This window comes from Mesorhizobium sp. WSM4845, from assembly GCF_055811455.1.
In genome coordinates, this window is sequence record NZ_JBVVQA010000002.1 from 239,796 (window position 1) to 255,606 (window position 15,811).

15 protein-coding genes and 1 pseudogene are annotated in these 15,811 nt (G+C 62.2%); 6 read left to right on the forward strand and 10 right to left on the reverse strand.

Annotated features, from left to right (window positions below; translation table 11 throughout):
* Positions 1–120: 120 nt before the first annotated feature.
* The 3 genes from AC0L2C_RS03440 (at position 121) to AC0L2C_RS03450 (ending at position 3,942) form a co-directional block, all read left to right on the forward strand.
* Positions 121–1,161: a CapA family protein gene (locus AC0L2C_RS03440; RefSeq protein WP_473522693.1), complete on the forward strand. Its 1,041-nt coding sequence runs from the start codon at positions 121–123 to the stop codon at positions 1,159–1,161.
* Between the two features lie 133 nt (positions 1,162–1,294).
* Entirely contained in the window at positions 1,295–2,254 is a 960-nt protein-coding gene (locus AC0L2C_RS03445; protein ID WP_473522694.1) for a hypothetical protein, read from the forward strand.
* Between the two features lie 749 nt (positions 2,255–3,003).
* Positions 3,004–3,942, forward strand: a complete 939-nt coding sequence (locus AC0L2C_RS03450; protein WP_473522695.1) for a diacylglycerol/lipid kinase family protein — start codon at positions 3,004–3,006, stop codon at positions 3,940–3,942.
* Between the two features lie 138 nt (positions 3,943–4,080).
* Here AC0L2C_RS03450 and AC0L2C_RS03455 read toward each other — a convergent pair whose 3' ends face one another.
* From AC0L2C_RS03455 to AC0L2C_RS03465, 3 genes are all read right to left on the reverse strand, one after another.
* A complete protein-coding gene (locus tag AC0L2C_RS03455) occupies positions 4,081–5,292 on the reverse strand; it encodes a mandelate racemase/muconate lactonizing enzyme family protein (protein ID WP_473522696.1) in 1,212 nt (403 codons plus the stop codon).
* On the reverse strand, positions 5,289–6,905 hold the full coding sequence (locus AC0L2C_RS03460; RefSeq protein WP_473522789.1) for a GMC family oxidoreductase: 1,617 nt from the start codon (positions 6,903–6,905) through the stop codon (positions 5,289–5,291). The genes AC0L2C_RS03455 and AC0L2C_RS03460 overlap by 4 nt, the downstream gene beginning before the upstream one ends.
* A 162-nt stretch (positions 6,906–7,067) precedes the next feature.
* On the reverse strand, positions 7,068–7,640 hold the full coding sequence (locus AC0L2C_RS03465; protein WP_473522790.1) for a GNAT family N-acetyltransferase: 573 nt from the start codon (positions 7,638–7,640) through the stop codon (positions 7,068–7,070).
* A gap of 111 nt (positions 7,641–7,751) precedes the next feature.
* Here AC0L2C_RS03465 and AC0L2C_RS03470 point away from each other — a divergent pair, with 111 nt between their 5' ends.
* Positions 7,752–8,147 carry an acyl-CoA thioesterase gene (locus AC0L2C_RS03470; RefSeq protein WP_027151084.1) on the forward strand — a complete coding sequence of 132 codons (396 nt, stop codon included), beginning with the start codon at positions 7,752–7,754 and terminating at the stop codon, positions 8,145–8,147.
* A 200-nt stretch (positions 8,148–8,347) separates the two neighbouring features.
* Here the strand turns inward: AC0L2C_RS03470 and AC0L2C_RS03475 are convergent, their stop codons facing one another.
* Entirely contained in the window at positions 8,348–8,716 is a 369-nt protein-coding gene (locus tag AC0L2C_RS03475; protein WP_473522697.1) for a winged helix-turn-helix transcriptional regulator, read from the reverse strand.
* A 92-nt stretch (positions 8,717–8,808) separates the two neighbouring features.
* Between AC0L2C_RS03475 and AC0L2C_RS03480 the strand changes: the two genes are divergently transcribed.
* A complete protein-coding gene (locus AC0L2C_RS03480) occupies positions 8,809–9,414 on the forward strand; it encodes an NADPH-dependent FMN reductase (protein WP_128176248.1) in 606 nt (201 codons plus the stop codon).
* Between the two features lie 63 nt (positions 9,415–9,477).
* On the opposite strand, the gene AC0L2C_RS03485 is transcribed toward AC0L2C_RS03480, so the two are convergent.
* Positions 9,478–9,912: a winged helix-turn-helix transcriptional regulator gene (locus tag AC0L2C_RS03485; protein WP_473495156.1), complete on the reverse strand. Its 435-nt coding sequence runs from the start codon at positions 9,910–9,912 to the stop codon at positions 9,478–9,480.
* A 13-nt stretch (positions 9,913–9,925) separates the two neighbouring features.
* A complete protein-coding gene (locus tag AC0L2C_RS03490; protein WP_473522801.1) occupies positions 9,926–10,231 on the reverse strand; it encodes a hypothetical protein in 306 nt (101 codons plus the stop codon).
* Between AC0L2C_RS03490 and AC0L2C_RS03495 the strand changes: the two are divergent.
* Positions 10,145–10,976, forward strand: a pseudogene (locus AC0L2C_RS03495) (quinone oxidoreductase family protein). The gene AC0L2C_RS03490 and the pseudogene AC0L2C_RS03495 sit on opposite strands and share 87 nt — an antisense overlap.
* 95 nt (positions 10,977–11,071) lie before the next feature.
* On the opposite strand, the gene AC0L2C_RS03500 reads toward AC0L2C_RS03495, so the two are convergent.
* The 4 genes from AC0L2C_RS03500 to AC0L2C_RS03515 all read right to left on the reverse strand — a co-directional run bounded on the left by AC0L2C_RS03500 (position 11,072) and on the right by AC0L2C_RS03515 (position 15,413).
* Complete coding sequence (locus tag AC0L2C_RS03500; protein WP_473522698.1) at positions 11,072–11,398, reverse strand: hypothetical protein; 327 nt, start codon at positions 11,396–11,398, stop codon at positions 11,072–11,074.
* A 38-nt stretch (positions 11,399–11,436) separates the two neighbouring features.
* Positions 11,437–12,078, reverse strand: coding sequence for a hypothetical protein (locus AC0L2C_RS03505; RefSeq protein ID WP_128186519.1), 642 nt, complete (start codon positions 12,076–12,078; stop codon positions 11,437–11,439).
* Between the two features lie 22 nt (positions 12,079–12,100).
* Positions 12,101–13,429 (reverse strand): gluzincin family metallopeptidase, encoded by a 1,329-nt coding sequence (locus AC0L2C_RS03510; protein WP_128186517.1) that lies wholly within the window; start codon positions 13,427–13,429, stop codon positions 12,101–12,103.
* A gap of 118 nt (positions 13,430–13,547) precedes the next feature.
* Positions 13,548–15,413: a TPR end-of-group domain-containing protein gene (locus AC0L2C_RS03515; RefSeq protein WP_473522699.1), complete on the reverse strand. Its 1,866-nt coding sequence runs from the start codon at positions 15,411–15,413 to the stop codon at positions 13,548–13,550.
* Between the last annotated feature and the right edge of the window lie 398 nt (positions 15,414–15,811).

The window sequence follows — 15,811 nt, forward strand, 5'->3', positions numbered from 1 at the left end:
ATACGCATCTTGTGTGTTGCGCCTACTGCGGGGCATCTGGCCGCACGATTGCGAACGGAGGCGCTTCGCTATATCGGGCGCATCGTCTACCGTGGCCATTCATCCCGGTGCAGGCTGCGCGTGTCGAATTATCCGCTTTCCTACAAACTGTCCTGGCTGCCACGCTTCTTGAAGCCTTCGCTCAGCGGCGATCGCCAAGGCTTTGCGCCAGCGGCAGGAATCATGATCGAGCCGCCACCGGCGCGGACGGTGCGGTTCGCCTTTGTCGGCGATATCTCGGCGGTGGCCAATCGCAGCGCGCCGCAATGCGACCCGGCGATCGCCACGCTGCTCGGCTCCGCCGATCTGGTGATCGGCAATTGCGAAAGCCCGGTGGTGGAGCGACCGAGCGCGGCGATGGGCACGAAGCTTGGCACCCGTCATGCCATGACCGAGCGGTTTCTTGCCGAGGCGCTGGCCGCCGTCGGCGTCTCGCGCGATAGGCTGGTGCTGTCGCTCGCCAACAACCATGTGCTCGACCAGGGCGTCGAGGGTTTTGACGAGACCGTGGCAGCGCTGGAACGGCTTGGCATCCGCAGCATCGGTACCGCGGCCGCCGGTCCGGTCGAACGCGTCGCAGTCGGGCCGCTGACAATAGGCTTTGCCGCCTTCACGCTGTGGCGCAACGCCGGCGCGGCGGCGTTCGCCGGCCGTGTGTCGACGCAAGGCGAGCCGGCACGATGGCCGCGCCGCGCCGCCGTCGACCTCACCTGTGCCGTGCCACATTGGGATTGGGAATTCCGGCATTTTCCACAGGCTGAAACGAGGGCGCTGGCCCGGCGTTTGGCCACGCAGGGCGTCGGGCTGATCGCTGGCCATCATGCCCATGTCGTGCAGCCGGTGGAGCGGATCGGCAAGGCGCTCGTCGCCTATGGGCTCGGCGATTTCCTCGGCACCGCCTTGGCGCGGCAGCCATGGCCCGGCCGCATCGGTAGCATCCTGACCGTCGATATCAGCGCCGACGCCGGCACGCGTGGCGCCATTGCCGCCTACCGGCTGCATCCCTTCATGCGGCTGCGCGCCGGCGACCATGAGCATCTGGTTCCCGTCGAGGCGCTGGAGGGCGTATTAAGGCAAAACGTTACGAACCGTTTCGTTGCGGTTTTTGGTAACGGGAATTGATGGCCACAGTTGACTGATGGCTCGGATAAATCGTGTGGGCTCACCACCATCCCAACGCTGTAGTCGCGCGACTTTCCGCAAAATCGGCTATTGTCCAAGCTGGGTGTTCGATCATTTCGACGGTGGGATGGCGATGGAAACAGCGGATTTCATGCCTGACGAAGCTGACATCGCCGGCATCAAGAGCAATCTGGCGGCCTACGAGGCCGAAAGGGCTTCGGCCTACCGGCAAGTCCGCTGGCGGGTGCCGCTGTTCATCGGACTGGTGCTGGTGTTCGTGGCGCTTGTCGCCTGGCTTTTCAACAGGATCGCCGATCCCTACGAGCAATGGCTCTCGACGCCGCATGTGTTGCTCTATGTCGTCGGGTTGGTGGCGGCGATCCTGCTCTATTTCCAGGCGATCAAGCCGACGAGCAGGTTGCAGCACCGCAAGACACTGCTGCCGATCATCTTCGGCTTCATCAGGGACCTGCGCTACCAGCATGAGGTGACGCCGAATTCGTTCGACCGGCTGCCGCGCGAGACGATCGGCACATTCAACACCAAGCGCTTCGACGACATCGTCTCCGGCCGCTACGAGGGATTTCCGTTCGAGCTTTATGAAGCCGATCTCCGGCAAGGCACCGGCGGCACGATAGCATTCAAGGGGATCGTCGTTGCCTTCGAGACCATGGTGCCGTTCCCCGGCATATTGGTGGCCGCCCGCCGGACTGACATGGCCGCCGGGTTTTTCCGCGGCATGTTCGCCAGCAAGATGCAGGAATTGTCATGCGGGGTGCCCGAGCTCGATGCTGCCTACGACTTCCGCACCGACAATGTCGAAGCGGCGCACCCGCTGGTGAGCGGCCGGCTGGCGCAGGCACTGACATGGCTCAAGGAGACATGGCCTGATGATCCGGCGCGGGTCGCGCTCAATGGCAGCGACGGCTTTTTACTCCTGCCGCAGACGAGGAATTTTTTCGAGCTGCCTGATATCTCGGTGGCGCTCGACTACGCCAAGCATGTCGCGCCTATCATCGCCGACATCGGGGCGATGCTGGCGACGGCGGCGCTGGTGCGCAAGATCGGCGCAACGGACGCGGCGGCGGGTTAGCCCTGAGTATCTTGGCCGCCAGTTCGCCGACAGCTAGGTGTTCGAACTAGAGGTCTGCTGTCAGCTTCTGAATCAACACCAGGAAGCTTCGCTCCGGTCGAACCGCGTGAGACAGGCAGTCAAATCGCGAAAGAAGCCCAAAAAACAGTCGGCGCCGGGATTTCTCCCAGCGCCTCCCTGTCAGATCAGGACACGGTCGCGGCAGCAACTTCCGTAAAGACGTCGCGCCATGCCGGCCTTGATGTTGACGGTCCTGCCAGCCACCGCCCGAGGGCAGCGTCCGTTCGGGACCTCGCCAGTCTCCACCCTTGCAAGCTTCGTCCAGCGCGCCATCGAAGGTTTTTGCCGTCCTTCATGGCAGCATCGGTCCGCCGTAGGCGTTCGCACGCTTTCCGCGGCCCCGTAGTCTCGGTCCTCAAAACAGGCAAGCCTGCGTTCGGGGCCGTACGGGCCTCAGGAAATCTGCCGTTTCGCTTTGCCTTTCGACTTGGCAATCGGTAGCCGCCTGAGATGGGTTTAATGTACGCCGGGTAAGCGTTTGGCGAAATGGCTGCGAGCCTGTGGATTGCGGGATTATCGGGGACCAAGGCCTGCATCGGCGCGTTTATTTTGCCGAGATGCGGGGCGGGACACGCCCATCCTGCGGCGAGCTGCAGGATTCTGCCCTTGCCCCACACTGCGGCGCGGGCGTCAATGCCGGCGAAGGATTTTAGGACAGCAGTGTCGTTGCTGACCTATGGGAGGCATTCTTGAAGGTCGGGGTGGTTCTCAATCCGATTGCCGGCGGCGGCTGGCTCAAGCGGCATTGGCCGGAGGTCAGCGCTTCGCTCAGGAAACATTTCGGCGATTTCGAGCTGCGCGAGACGCAGGCGACCGGCGACGCCGAACGGCTGGCGCTGGTCCTTGCCGCCAGCGGCTTCGACCTGGTGATCGCGGCGGGCGGCGACGGCACCGCCAGCGAAGTCGCCGACGGGCTGCTGCAGGCGTTTGCGGAAAGCGGCCGGACGGCCGAGCTCGGCCTGCTGCCTTGCGGCGCCGGCATCGATTTCGCCCGCGGGCTCGGTCTTTCGGACGAGGTCGACCTGACGCTGAAGCGCATCGCCGAGGCCAAGGCCCGCCGGGTCGATGCCGGCCGCATCTCCTATGTCGACGACCATGGCGCCCTGGCCAGCCGCCATTTCATCAACATCGCCAGCCTCGGGCTGTCGGGCGCCACCGACCGCGCGGTCAACGCCGACAAGCGCAAGGGCAATGTGTCGGCCAAGGCGCTGTTCTACTGGCGCACCGTGTGGGAATTCATGCGCTACCGGTTCCAGGACGTCGTGATCACCGTCGACGACGGCGTCCCGGTCGAGGCGCGCGTCGCGCTGGTGGCGGTGGCCAACGGAAAATTCTTCGGCGCCGGCATGATGATCGCGCCGGATGCCGAACTGGACGACGGCCAGTTCGACATCGTCATCCTGCGCGCGGCTGGCAAGCTGAAGCTGATCTGGGATCTCCGTCTGATCTATGGCGGCCGGCATCGCAACCATCCGGCAATCACCATTTTGCGCGGCAGGAAAGTCGTTGTCGAACCGCTCGGCGATGTGCAAAAGAACGGCGCGCTGGTCGACATAGACGGCGAGTCGCCGGGGCGCATACCGGCGACCTTCGAGATCCTGCCCGGCGCGCTGACGCTGAGGTATTGAATCAAGCTGTTGAGACCTCGGTTCCGGTCGCTTCGATCGTGATTTAGGCGATCAGGACAACATGCTGGAATCGCTTGACAATTACCTGACGGCAGAGCTTGAGCCTGGCCGGGAAACCCGGTCGCAGCTCTTGCGCGCTCACGGCGTCAACGGCGTCTGCATCATCTGCAGATGCAGCTCCGTGCCGGTCCAGGGATGCGCTTCGCAGACGGCTTCGTCGAGCTCGACGCCAAGGCCCGGCTCCTTCGACGGAATGACGTTGCCGTCCTGCCACTCGATCTTCTTCTTCAGCAGTTTTTCGTGAAAACCGTCCCACTGCTTCAGCGATTCCAGGATGAGGAAGTTGGGCAGGGTCACGGCAAGCTGGATGTTGGCCGCACCGACGATCGGCCCGCAATAGCAGTGCGGGGCGATCTGGATGTGATAGGCCTCGGCCATGGCGGCGATCTTCTTGGTTTCGAGAATGCCGCCGGAGCGGCCGAGGTCCGGCTGCAAAATGGTCGCGGCGCGGTTCTCGATGACACGGGCGAATTCGAACTTGGTCGTCAGCCGTTCGCCGGTGGCGATGGGGATCGACGTGCCGCGCGCCACCTCGGCCATTACCTCAGGCATATCGGGCGGCACCGGCTCCTCGAACCACAGCGGGTCGTAGGGTTCGATGGCGCGGGCCATGCGCAGCGCGCCCGATGCGGTGAACTGGCCATGCGTGCCGAACAGGATGTCGGCCCTTGTGCCGACCGCCTCGCGGATCGCCTTGATCATGCGGGCGGAGAGATCGATGTCGACGAGACGCGGCTGGTGACCGTCAAAGGCAGTGTAGGGGCCGGCCGGATCGAGCTTGACGGCATTAAAACCCTGCTCGACATATTCGAGCGCGCATTCCGCCGCCAGGTCGGGGTCGTTGTAGACGTTCTTGCCGCGCGCATCTTCCGAATGGACGCTGCCGCTGTGCGGATAGAGATATGTATAGGAACGAAGCGTTTCGTTCACCTGACCGCCGAGCAGCTTGTAGACCGGCTTGCCGGCCTCCTTGCCGATGATGTCCCAGCAGGCGATTTCGAGCGCCGAAAAACAGCCCATGCCTGACACGTCTGGGCGCTGGGTGAAGCCCGAAGAATAGGCGCGGCGGAAGAAGTTCTCGATGTCGTGCGGATCGCGGCCGATGAGATAGCGCTCGGCCATGTCCTCGATCATCCTCGCGGTGACGTGGGCGGAAAAGGTGGCGTTGTAGGCCTCACCATAGCCGACGACGCCGCCGTCGGTGGTGAGCTTGACGAAGATGAAATACTTGCCGCCGATACCGGGCGGCGGGTTGCCGACAACCCAGGTCTTTACGTCGGTGATTTTCATTTTTGATCCTCCAGAACCAGTTCGGCGCCCTTCCATCCGGTCATGATCGCGGCGGCGTTGGTGTTGCCGGTGATGTTATCGGGAAAGATCGAGGCGTCGATGACCCGCAAGCCTTCGAGGCCGTGAACCCGCAGGCGCGGGTCGACGACGGCGCGCGCAGCGTCCGGCCCCATGCGGCAGGTCGAGACCGGGTGGTAGACGGTGCCCGAGCGCCTCCTGAAATCCTGGATGAGATCCGCGTCCGAGGTGATTGACGGGCCAGGCAACACCTCTTCCTCGATGATCTCGGCCATTGCCGGCATGGCGGCGATCTTCCGGATGAACTTCACTGCCGCCAGCATCTCGGCGACATCAGCCTCGGTCGAGAAGGCGTTGGCGACGATCTTCGGATAGTCGCGCGGATTGGCGGAGCGGATCATGATCTCGCCACGGCTCGACGGGCGGCAGTTGGACAGGCCGATGGAAAAGCCCGGCCACGGATCGGGCGTCAGGATCGGGCGCTCGCCGCTCTTCGGAATGACGGTCGAGAATGCCTGGAAATAGAGCTGCATGTTGGGCCGTGCCGTCGCCGGATCGGTGCGGAAGAAGCCGCCGGCATTGTTCATCGACAGCGACAGCGGGCCGGAGCGCATCAGCATGTATTGCATGCCGACCATGAGCTTGCCCCACCACGGGCGCAGGATCTGGTTGAGCGTCGGCAGCCTGCCCCTGAAGGTGTAGTTGATGCCGACATGGTCCTGCAGGTTCGCCCCGACATTCTCGTTGGCGTGGACGACGGCAATGCCGAGAGCGCCGAGCAGGGCCGACGGGCCGACCCCGGAAAGCTGCAGCAATTGCGGCGAATTGATCGAGCCGCCCGACAGGATGACCTCGCGGCCGGCGCGGGCGGTTTTCGTCTCACCATTTTGGAGATACTCGATGCCAACGGCGCGTTTGCCCTCGAACAGGATCCTGGTCGCCAGCGCATTGATCTCGACGCGGAGGTTTTTGCGCTTCATCGCCGGGCGCAGGAAGGCGCGGGCGGCCGACATGCGGCGGCCGTTTTTGGTGGTGATCTGATAGATGCCGGCGCCCTCCTGGGAGGCGCCGTTGAAATCCGGGTTGAACGGCAGGCCGGCCTGACTGGCGGCCGCCAGATAGCGCTTGGTCAGCGGATGGACTGCGGTCGAGCAGTCGGTGATATGCAGCGGACCGCCAACCCCGCGCCATTGATCGGCGCCGGCCTGATTGTCCTCCAGCGCCTTGAAGACGGGCAGCAGGTTATCGAAGGCCCAGCCGGGATTGCCGGCCGCTGCCCAAGCGTCGAAATCCTCGCGCGCGCCGCGGATCCAGACCATGGCGTTGATCGAGCTCGAGCCGCCGAGCAGCCTGCCGCGCGGCCAGTGGTCGACATTGCCGGCGAGGCCGGGGTCCGGCTCGGTCTTGTAGTTCCAGTTGACCGCCGGATCGAAGAAGGTCTTGCCGTAGCCGAGCGGCATCTGGACGTAGAAACGCCGGTCGCTGCCGCCGGCCTCGAGCACCAGAACCGAGAAGCGGCCGGAAGCCGACAGTCTTTCGGCCACGACCGAGCCGGCCGAGCCGGAGCCAACGATGATGAAATCATAGGTCTGCATGATGGCTGCGGCCGGCTCCGAATTCTCGCTCAACCTAGACGCCGCAAGCCGCCGCGATCACCGGAACTTCCGGCATCGCCTGTGAAAAAAGCGACCGGCACTTCGTTTGCATTTGGTGTCCTGCCCGAAGCGGCCTTTGCCGCGTCGCCAAGCGGTCCAGCATTACACGCCATCATCAGCATTTTGCTGGAAATCATAACGCATGATCGGGCGGGTTGGCATCCTGCGAGCGACGACCCTGAACCCGGCGCGAGCGAAGGTGGAAGCGTATCCGCTGCCGGAAGCGCTCGGCGATACGCTTGCATCAAAAGGATAGGCTTCAAGTGCAGGGGCGTTTGCGCGCCTTGCAGCTTGCAGCGCCGCTGCGATCAGGTGAGACGTGATGCCTTGCCGGCGGTATGCTTTTCGCACGTAGAGGCAGGACAAGGACCAGACCGGCGCATCATCCACCCGCTTCAACTGCCACAGCCGATCGAGCCAGGGCACGGCATCGCGGGGTGTCACCCGGCACCAGCCGACAGCAGTACCGCCGTCGAAAGCAAGCACGCCTGGGGAGGGACCATGCTCGACGGCTTGTCGGAACGCAGCCTTGTTTTCCTCGCCTGATCGCTTTCGATAAGAACTGCCGATACGACCGTACATACACCAACAGCGACTGCAGGCGGCGCTCTCACCGAACAGCTCCTCGAGCGCGGGCCACAGATCTGATGTCAGAGGGCGAGAGGTAAGTTTCATATCAGCTGCCTTTCTCAACTCGTTGCGCGCAGTCTAGCACCTGGCAGTGCGCGTTGACGCATCGGTGCCATCCCGATACGGGAGAAGATCGATATCGAGGGGATTTGGCGCATGGTGCATTACGCGGACGGGCGGCCGATTGGCGATCTGACGCTGAGGACCTTGGCCATGCCTTCGGACGCCAATGCGGCGGGCGACATTTTTGGCGGCTGGGTGATGGCGCAGATGGATCTGGCCTGCGGCATCCGCGCCGCCGAGCGCGCCAAGGGCCGCGTGGTGACGGCGGCGGTGAAGGAAATGTCGTTCGCCAAGGCGATGAAGATCGGCGACACGCTGTGCATCTATACGCATGTCGAGCGCGTCGGCCGCACCTCGATGACGCTCAAGGTCGAGGCATGGGCGCAGCGCTACCTCTCCGACCTGATGGAAAAGGTCACCCACGCCGACTTCGTCATGGTGGCGCTGGACGGCGAAGGCAAGCCGAAGGCCGTTCCGGCGGAAAGCTGACTTCCCTTCTCCCCTTGTGGGAGAAGGTGGCCGCGCGAAGCGCGGTCGGATGAGGGGTGTTCCAGCTTGGCACCGACGGCACTCCGTCCAACACCCCTCATCCGTCTCGGCGCTGCGCGCCGATCCACCTTCTCCCACAAGGGGAGAAGGGACGGCGAGACAAGCGGCTCGCTGCTGTGAACCCTTGCGGCGCAAGAGTTTCAGGCATGTATCCCATCGAACCTCGCGCGAGCGGCCTTGACCCGCTCGGTGTTCTTGCGCGCCCATTCGCCGAGCGCGCCGACCGGCACAAGCAGCTCGTAGCCAAGGTCGGTCAACTCATAGTCGACGCGTGGCGGAATGGTCGGAAACACGGTCCGGGTGACGAAGCCGTCGCGCTCCAGCCCGCGCAACGTGGTGGTCAGCATTTTTTGCGAAATGCCGCCGACGGCGCTGCGCAATTCGTTGAAGCGCAGCGGCCCGTCACCGAGCTTGCCGACGACGAGCACGGTCCATTTGTCGCCGACGCGCTGCAGGATTTCCGAGATGGCGCGGCAGTCCTCGGTGCGGTGCGGGTGCCTTGGTATCAAAAAGGTGCCTCCTTGCGCCTCGTCGGCGCAGTCACTCATATAGCTCAGGTATCTAAACGATACCAGAAATTCGCCTGAAGGAGAGCCCCTCTATGTCCAAACCCAAAATCGCCATTGTCGTCGGTTCGACCCGCGCCGCACGCTTCGCCGACGTTCCGACCCAGTGGATCGCCAAGATCGCCAAGTCGCATGCCGACATCGACGTGGAAGTGGTCGACCTGCGCGACTTCCCACTGCCGTTCTTCGACGAGGTCGCTTCGTCCGCCTGGGCGCCGTCGCAGAATGAAGTGGCAAAGCGCTGGCAGAAGAAGGTCGCCGAATTCGATGGCTTCATCTTCACCGCCGCCGAATACAACCATGGCCCGACCGCCGTGCTGAAGAACGCGATCGACTACGCCGCCAATGAATGGAACAAGAAGCCGGCCGGCTTCGTCGGCTATGGCAGCGTCGGCGGCGCGCGTGCCGTCGAGCAGCTGAGGCTGCATGCGGTCGAGCTGCAGATGGCGCCGGTCAAGTCGGCAGTCCATATTGCGTGGGGCGATTTCCTTGCCGTCCGGCAAGGTGAAAAGAAGCTCGAGGAGCTCGAGCACCTGAACCAGGCGGCGACCGCGCTGGTCAACGACGTTGCCTGGTGGGCCAAAGTGCTGAAGGCGGCGCGCCAGGCCGACGCGGTGGCCGAGGAAGTCAAGGCGGCCTGAACCGCAGACCACAACAATCCTCCCAAGGATTCCCGGGGCGGCGCTTGCGTCGCCCCTTTTGATTCAGGCGATGGCTGGCTGCCGCGCCTGCCGAGGCCTGATGATACAGTCGGCGAGGCGGTCCATCTCGTTCAACTCATCCGCATGGTGCTGGCCCCACTCACAGAGCGCCAGAAGGATAGGCTCGAGGCTGAGGCCGAGGCGCGTCGCCGAATATTCGACGCGTGAGGGGATCTCGGCAAAGATCTCGCGTCTGACAAGGCCGTGTTCCTCCATTTCGCGAAGCTGCTGGATCAGCACTTTCTGGGTGATATCAGGCACCAGCGTCTTCAGCGCCGACAGCCGCCGGGGGCCGTCGAAGAGATGGTAGAGAATGACAGCCTTCCATCGGCCCGAGATCACTTTCAGCGCGCGTTCCGCCGGCAGCAGAGGCAGTCTCTTGAGCAGCCTTTTGGTCGGCCCCGTTTTGGTCGGCCCCGTTTTGGTCGGCATGGCCATGGTCACCTCCTGGTCAGCAGGGGACAAATGAGTGTGTGGTCGCGATCAGGCAGATAGTGGCAAACAGCAGCCGATGCCATAGCGATGGGTGCATGCCATGAGAGCCATTCAACTGAACCGTTTCGGCGGTCCCGACGTCCTCGACATCGTCGAGATGCCGAAGCCGGAGCCGCAAGCAGGCGAGGTGCTGATCCGTGTTCATGCGGCCGGCGTGAATTTCTTCGAGGTGTTGATGCGCGGGGATCGCTATGCGATGACGCCGCAATTGCCGATGGTTCTCGGCGTCGAGGCTGCCGGCACAGTGGAGGCGCTTGGTCAAGGGGTCGGCGCCGCTATTCGCTTCGAAACGCCCGTTTGGCGGCTATGCCGACTATGTGACGATCGACGCAAAGCTGGCCGTGCCTTTGCCCGACGCGCTCTCATTCGAAGACGCGACGGCCTTGATGGTGCAGGGACTGACGGCTTTTCATCTGCTGCGGCAAAGCCCGCCCGCCGGCAAGTCGGTGCTGGTCACCGCTGCCGCGGGCGGAGTCGGCTCTCTGCTGGTCCAACTCGCCAAACGCCAGGGCGCCAGCACCGTGATCGCGGCCGCCGGCAGCAGGGCCAAGCTCGATCTTGCCCTGTCGCTTGAGGCCGATGCCGCGGTGGACTACAGCACGGCGGATTGGCCCATGCGTGTGCGGGAAGCGGCAGGCGGCGCTGGCGTCGATATCATCTACGACATTGTCGGCGGCTCGATGACGGCGGCGTCGCTCAATGCTCTGGCACCTTGCGGAGAGCTGGTCTTTGCAGCCCTGGGCAGATACGCGATCAGCGCCTCGTACCTGGAAGCGATGATCACCCGGAACCAGTCCCTGCGAGGTTTTGCCCTGCTGCCGCTGCTCTCTGCCGATGGCCTCAGGGCCAGCCTGTCGGAGCTTTTCAAGCTGGCCGCCAGCGGCCAGCTTGCCGTGACGCAAGGCGGCCGCTATCCGCTCGACCAGGCCAACGAAGTGCACCGCCTGCTGGAGGAGCGCCGCTCGACCGGCAAGGTCGTGCTGATGCCTTGTGGTGTGGTCGATTAAATGCGCACAGGCTCCGTGCAATGCGTGTGCTCAAATGGTCGGAACAGCGCCAGGAGCCGACTTCTGGCGGGCCGCGTTGCAGGCGGCGAAGGCCTCTAAATGACTCTCAAACCTTGTTCTGTGTCCGCTATATTGCCATTCAATTTGATCACAACCCAGCGTACTTTATTCGCATTGTTGTCCGCTTTTTCAGTTGCCTCAGCAATCATCGGCAGTCTTTCTTTTTTTCTTGTTCCAAACTCATCGACATAGATTTTAATTTCATTGTCCCGTTTCGCGCCAGCTTGATCGAATGAGGCGTAGAATTCCAAGTCAGCTGTCAGAAGATTATTGCCAACAATGTCAAAGTATTTAATGCCACCTTTAGGGATGTCAACAGGGTTATCTTCCAAACGATCTATATCTACAGGATCTACAGGCATAGGATGTTCCTTCTTGTTATTGCCTCACGTCGACGAAATCAATCTAGATCGCCTGCTTTTCGTGGCGTCCATCCGCTTGATCTTGCCATCACGCCGCCCGATCTACCCATGCCGCCACCGGATCTGCCCATGCCGCCGCCCGATCTACCCATGCCTCCGCCCGACCTGCCCATGCCTCCGCCATGGGCCTCTCCAGATAACAGGATTTGCTCGAGTGACCCCGTCTCTGCGTCCAGCCTGAGTGAATGGTCGCTCTTGTCGTAAATCCATACTCTCATGTCCTTGGAGAAGGCTCCAATTTGCAAGCCGAGGCCCGTTCGCGCACTGGAGCCGGGAGCTCGGGACAGTCTTTTGTACTCAACTTGGCCAGCGGCATTGGTCGGGGGAGGGTCGTCGGGGTCAAGGCCAGCCCCATGGACGAGAAAAATCGCTGGCGGAGCCAGTTCATAAAATGCTCCCTCAAAGGAAAAAGAAAAAATCCGCGCCAGACGCGCATCAGGGCGTTGATTCGGAGCAGTTCCAACAACATGTTCGAGCTGGCGTCGCAGAAAATTGTTGTTTCCTGGTCTTGGTACCCGTAAGTTACCGTATACGCCGCCTCCTCTCAGGATCACGTCGTCAAGCGGCCGCCCAAACAGATATACAGATGATACGCCAAGTAGTGTTTCATTATCTGACATCTTCCTCTCCACTCATTATTATCTAGATAGACATCGACCTCGCTAACAGAACTCTTTCTCGATAGCTCATCTTCGGAAAATTAGATATATCTCTCGGCAGCAAGGTGCGCGCCGAATGGGAATGGCCGCGGCGCGGCCTATTGTTGATCCGCCTGCCAGCGTGCAGCTCGCCGATTCCCCGACGCCTGAAATTGCGATCGATGAGCCTTGAGAACTCACCCCCCGTCTCGACCTCGTCGACGGCGAGCATCGCCGTCGCGACATCTCCATAGTCCAGAAAATCGGGCCCCAGAGCCCATAGCGTTTCGGCGAGATACATCCCGACGACATCGCGCGCATCGAGCAGCGCCTCGCGGAAGCCGTCAATCCGGCGGGCGAAAGCGCGGTCGAAGGCGTCCTGTAGTGGCGCCCGGGCAGCCGGATCGGCTTCGGCGACATCGGCGAGATTCTCGACCTCGGACGAGATCAGGCCGCGTGCCACCAAGCTCTCGTGAAAGATATCGACCAGGATGTCGAATATCGCGCCGGTGAGCGGCTCCGACAGGTCATGCTCGTTCTTCCAGCCGTGAACGAATTCGGCCATCGTCCGCTGGTTGTTCGCCAACCTTATCTGGCTATGCGGCGAAAATTCCGAAAAGCGCGCGAGACGGTTGGCGAGATAGAGGTTGCCTCGCGTCTCATCCAGCACATTGTCGATCACCGACGGGAAATGCATGGCGGCGATCAGCGACACGCAGTCGGAAAAGGCTTCCTGGAAGCCGACATATTCGGGGAACTCTTTGCCCAGGCCCGGCACGCCCAGCACGGCGAAGGCTATCGCGTGGCCGACCTCGTGAGCGATGACGTCGAAGTCGAGGCTGAAAGGGAGGATACTTCCGTCCGTCTCGAATTGGCTGCCCACTTCGAGATAGCCGTAGCCGAACTGAGCATTGTTCCATGTCGGCAGAATCGAGATTTCCAGACGCTCATGGTGATCGCGGAAATGCCATGCTACCGACTGGCCGAGGTAGCGTTCCCACACATCGAGCGTGAACCGCACGGAGCCGAACAGATGCGCGGCCTCGAAGCCGGGCGTCGATGGCTGGTAGTGATCGAAATTGCCGCGCTCGTCGGGCACTGCCGGCGCGAGGATATTTCCTGTCCAGGGCGGCAGATAGATAAACGGCGTTCCCAAGGGCGCGCGGTTCACGCCATAGGGCATGGTCTTGCCGACCGGCTCCACGACATACATTCGATCGTCCGACGGGCCGACACCGACGCTTCCGAGGGGCGATGAAACCGTGACGATTTCAGGGCACGCTCGAGCGTCCTCGAACGGAGGCTGGACAAAGAGCCTGAATCGGGTCGCCATCCCAGTACCCCCCGAGCTATATTAGCTTAGCATAAATTAATCTTCGTTGCTTGGCGAGAACTTCGTAAGCAACGCAAGTCTTTTTGTTTGTCGGGTCTGCGAACGCGCCGGCCGCGCCCTATTCCGTGAGTTCTGTCAGCCTGGGGTAGCGCGGGTGGCCGCGAATGGGCTCGAGATCGGAATCGTTCTTGAACCACAGCTTCATTTCCGTGCCGACCTGAGGCAACCAGGCCTCCAGCAGGTCGATCGACCGGTCGCTCTCGCCCAGCAGCGCATAGGTGCAGGCGGCATTGTACTGGATGTTTATGTCGCCGGATTCGGTCGCAAGGGAGCGCTCCAGCCATGCCAATGCTCGATCATGCTCACCGAGGAAGGCGAGCATGATCGCGCCAAGGCATCCGACATTGGCATTCTCCGGGTGGAGCCTTAGCTCCTCCTCGGCCTTCTCTATCGCGATCCGCGCATAGTTTTCGGCTTGATCGTTCTGCCCGAGCGAGCGGAAGACGTTCACGAGCATAACCGGCGCACCATAGTCCGTCGGCTTGATCTCCATTGCCCTCAGAAAATACGTCGCTGCCATTTCGAACTGACCTCGGGTCACGCAGAACTCGGCATAGTACCGATTGGCCTCATGGCAGTTAGGATCCATGGCCAAAGCCCGCTCGAAGGCGGCAACCGCCTCGGCGCGGCGACCAGCGCCCGAAAGGGCGTGCCCCATAGCCGCATACGCTTCTGGCAGATCGGGGTCGATAGCCAACGCCTTTGCAGTGGTTGCCAGAATATCCTCGACCTGAATGTCGAAGCCAAATTGCGAACGGAGCCGCGTGTTGCAGACCGCGATGCCGGCATAAGCTCGAGCATAGCTCGGATCGAGTTCGATAGCCCTGGCGAAACTTTGCCTGGCCATCAGGTGGTTTGCCTTCGACGCGATGTGATAATACTCGCGGCCTCTCAGATAATGCGTATAGGCTTCGACATTCTCGGTCGGCGCTTGCTCGATCGCCTTCTTCTCCTCGGGAAGGAGTTTGACCTTGAGCTGCTCGACGATTGCTTTGGCGATCTCGTCCTGCACGGCGAAGATATCGGTGAGGTCGCGGTCGTAACGGGCGGCCCAGACGTGGCCGTCGCTCGCCCCTTCGGTCAGTTCGGCATTGATCCTGACGCGGTTCCCGGCTTTGCGGACGCTTCCCTCGACCACATAGGCGACACCGAGTTCACTGGCGATGTGTTCCAGATTCAGGGCGCGGCGCTTGCAGGCGAAGACGGTGTTGCGGCTGAGCACGAAGAGGCCCGAAACGTTGGACAGGTCGGTGATGATGTCCTCGGTGATGCCGTCGCTGAAGAACTCCTGGTCGGGATCGTTGCTCATATTGGCGAAGGGCAGGACGGCCACCGAAGGCTTGTCGGGGCGCGTCCCAATCTCGCCGGTCCGAATTTCGGTGCGCGAGGCGACATTCCCCCAATTGGCGAAATAGACATGCACCGGATGGGACATGTTCTTCACCGTCCTGGCACCCTGATCGGCGAAGTCCAGGCCGAGTTTGTTGCCGACCTCGTGGCGCACCGCCTCCGAACAGGCAATGCCGCCGGGTACGGCGAGACCTTGCAACCGGACTGCCATGTTCACACCGTCGCCGTAAAAATCGTCGCCGTCGACGATAAGATCGCCGAGATTGATGCCCATCCGAAACCTGAAATGGCGGTCTTCCGGGATCCCGGCGTTGCGCTCTACCATCCCGCGCTGGATTTCTACGGCACAACGGGCGGCGTTGAGAACGCTGCCGAACTCGACAAGTAAGCCGTCGCCCATCACCTTGAAGATGCGCCCGCCATGCTTGGCTACAGTGGGATCGAAGAACTCGCGGCGATGCTGGCGAAGCGCGCCGAGCGTTCGCTCTTCATTTGCTTCCATCAGGCGACTGTAGCCTACCACGTCGGCAGCCAGGATCGCCGCCAGACGGCGCTCAACCCGCTCCTCGGACATGCCGTCTCCGGAAAACGTACATACTACACGATTTAACGGCATACCGGTGAAGGTTTTTCGATGTGGGCCGCAGCGCGAGGGTGCGGGCTGGGATCGACATCAGCCCGCGTTGGAAAACCTCCCAAGCCATCGAGCCATGGAGCCTGAACAGTCGATGAACAGCGGCGCAACGCGACGATCCGTTAGACCCTGACGCAATCCGCCATTCCCGAAGGGTCGGGCCAAGGACTGCTAACCAACTTTAGCTATTTCCCTCCGGACCTTTTGGTCCTGCTCCGCCCTCCCAAGACGGCTCGTGCACGTCGCGCCAGCGTCGTGGGTGCACGAAGGAGCGTGTTATCGCAATGTCAGTGTGATAAACTTGTTCCCCGCCGAAGGAGGGCCGATGGCCGTGAGGG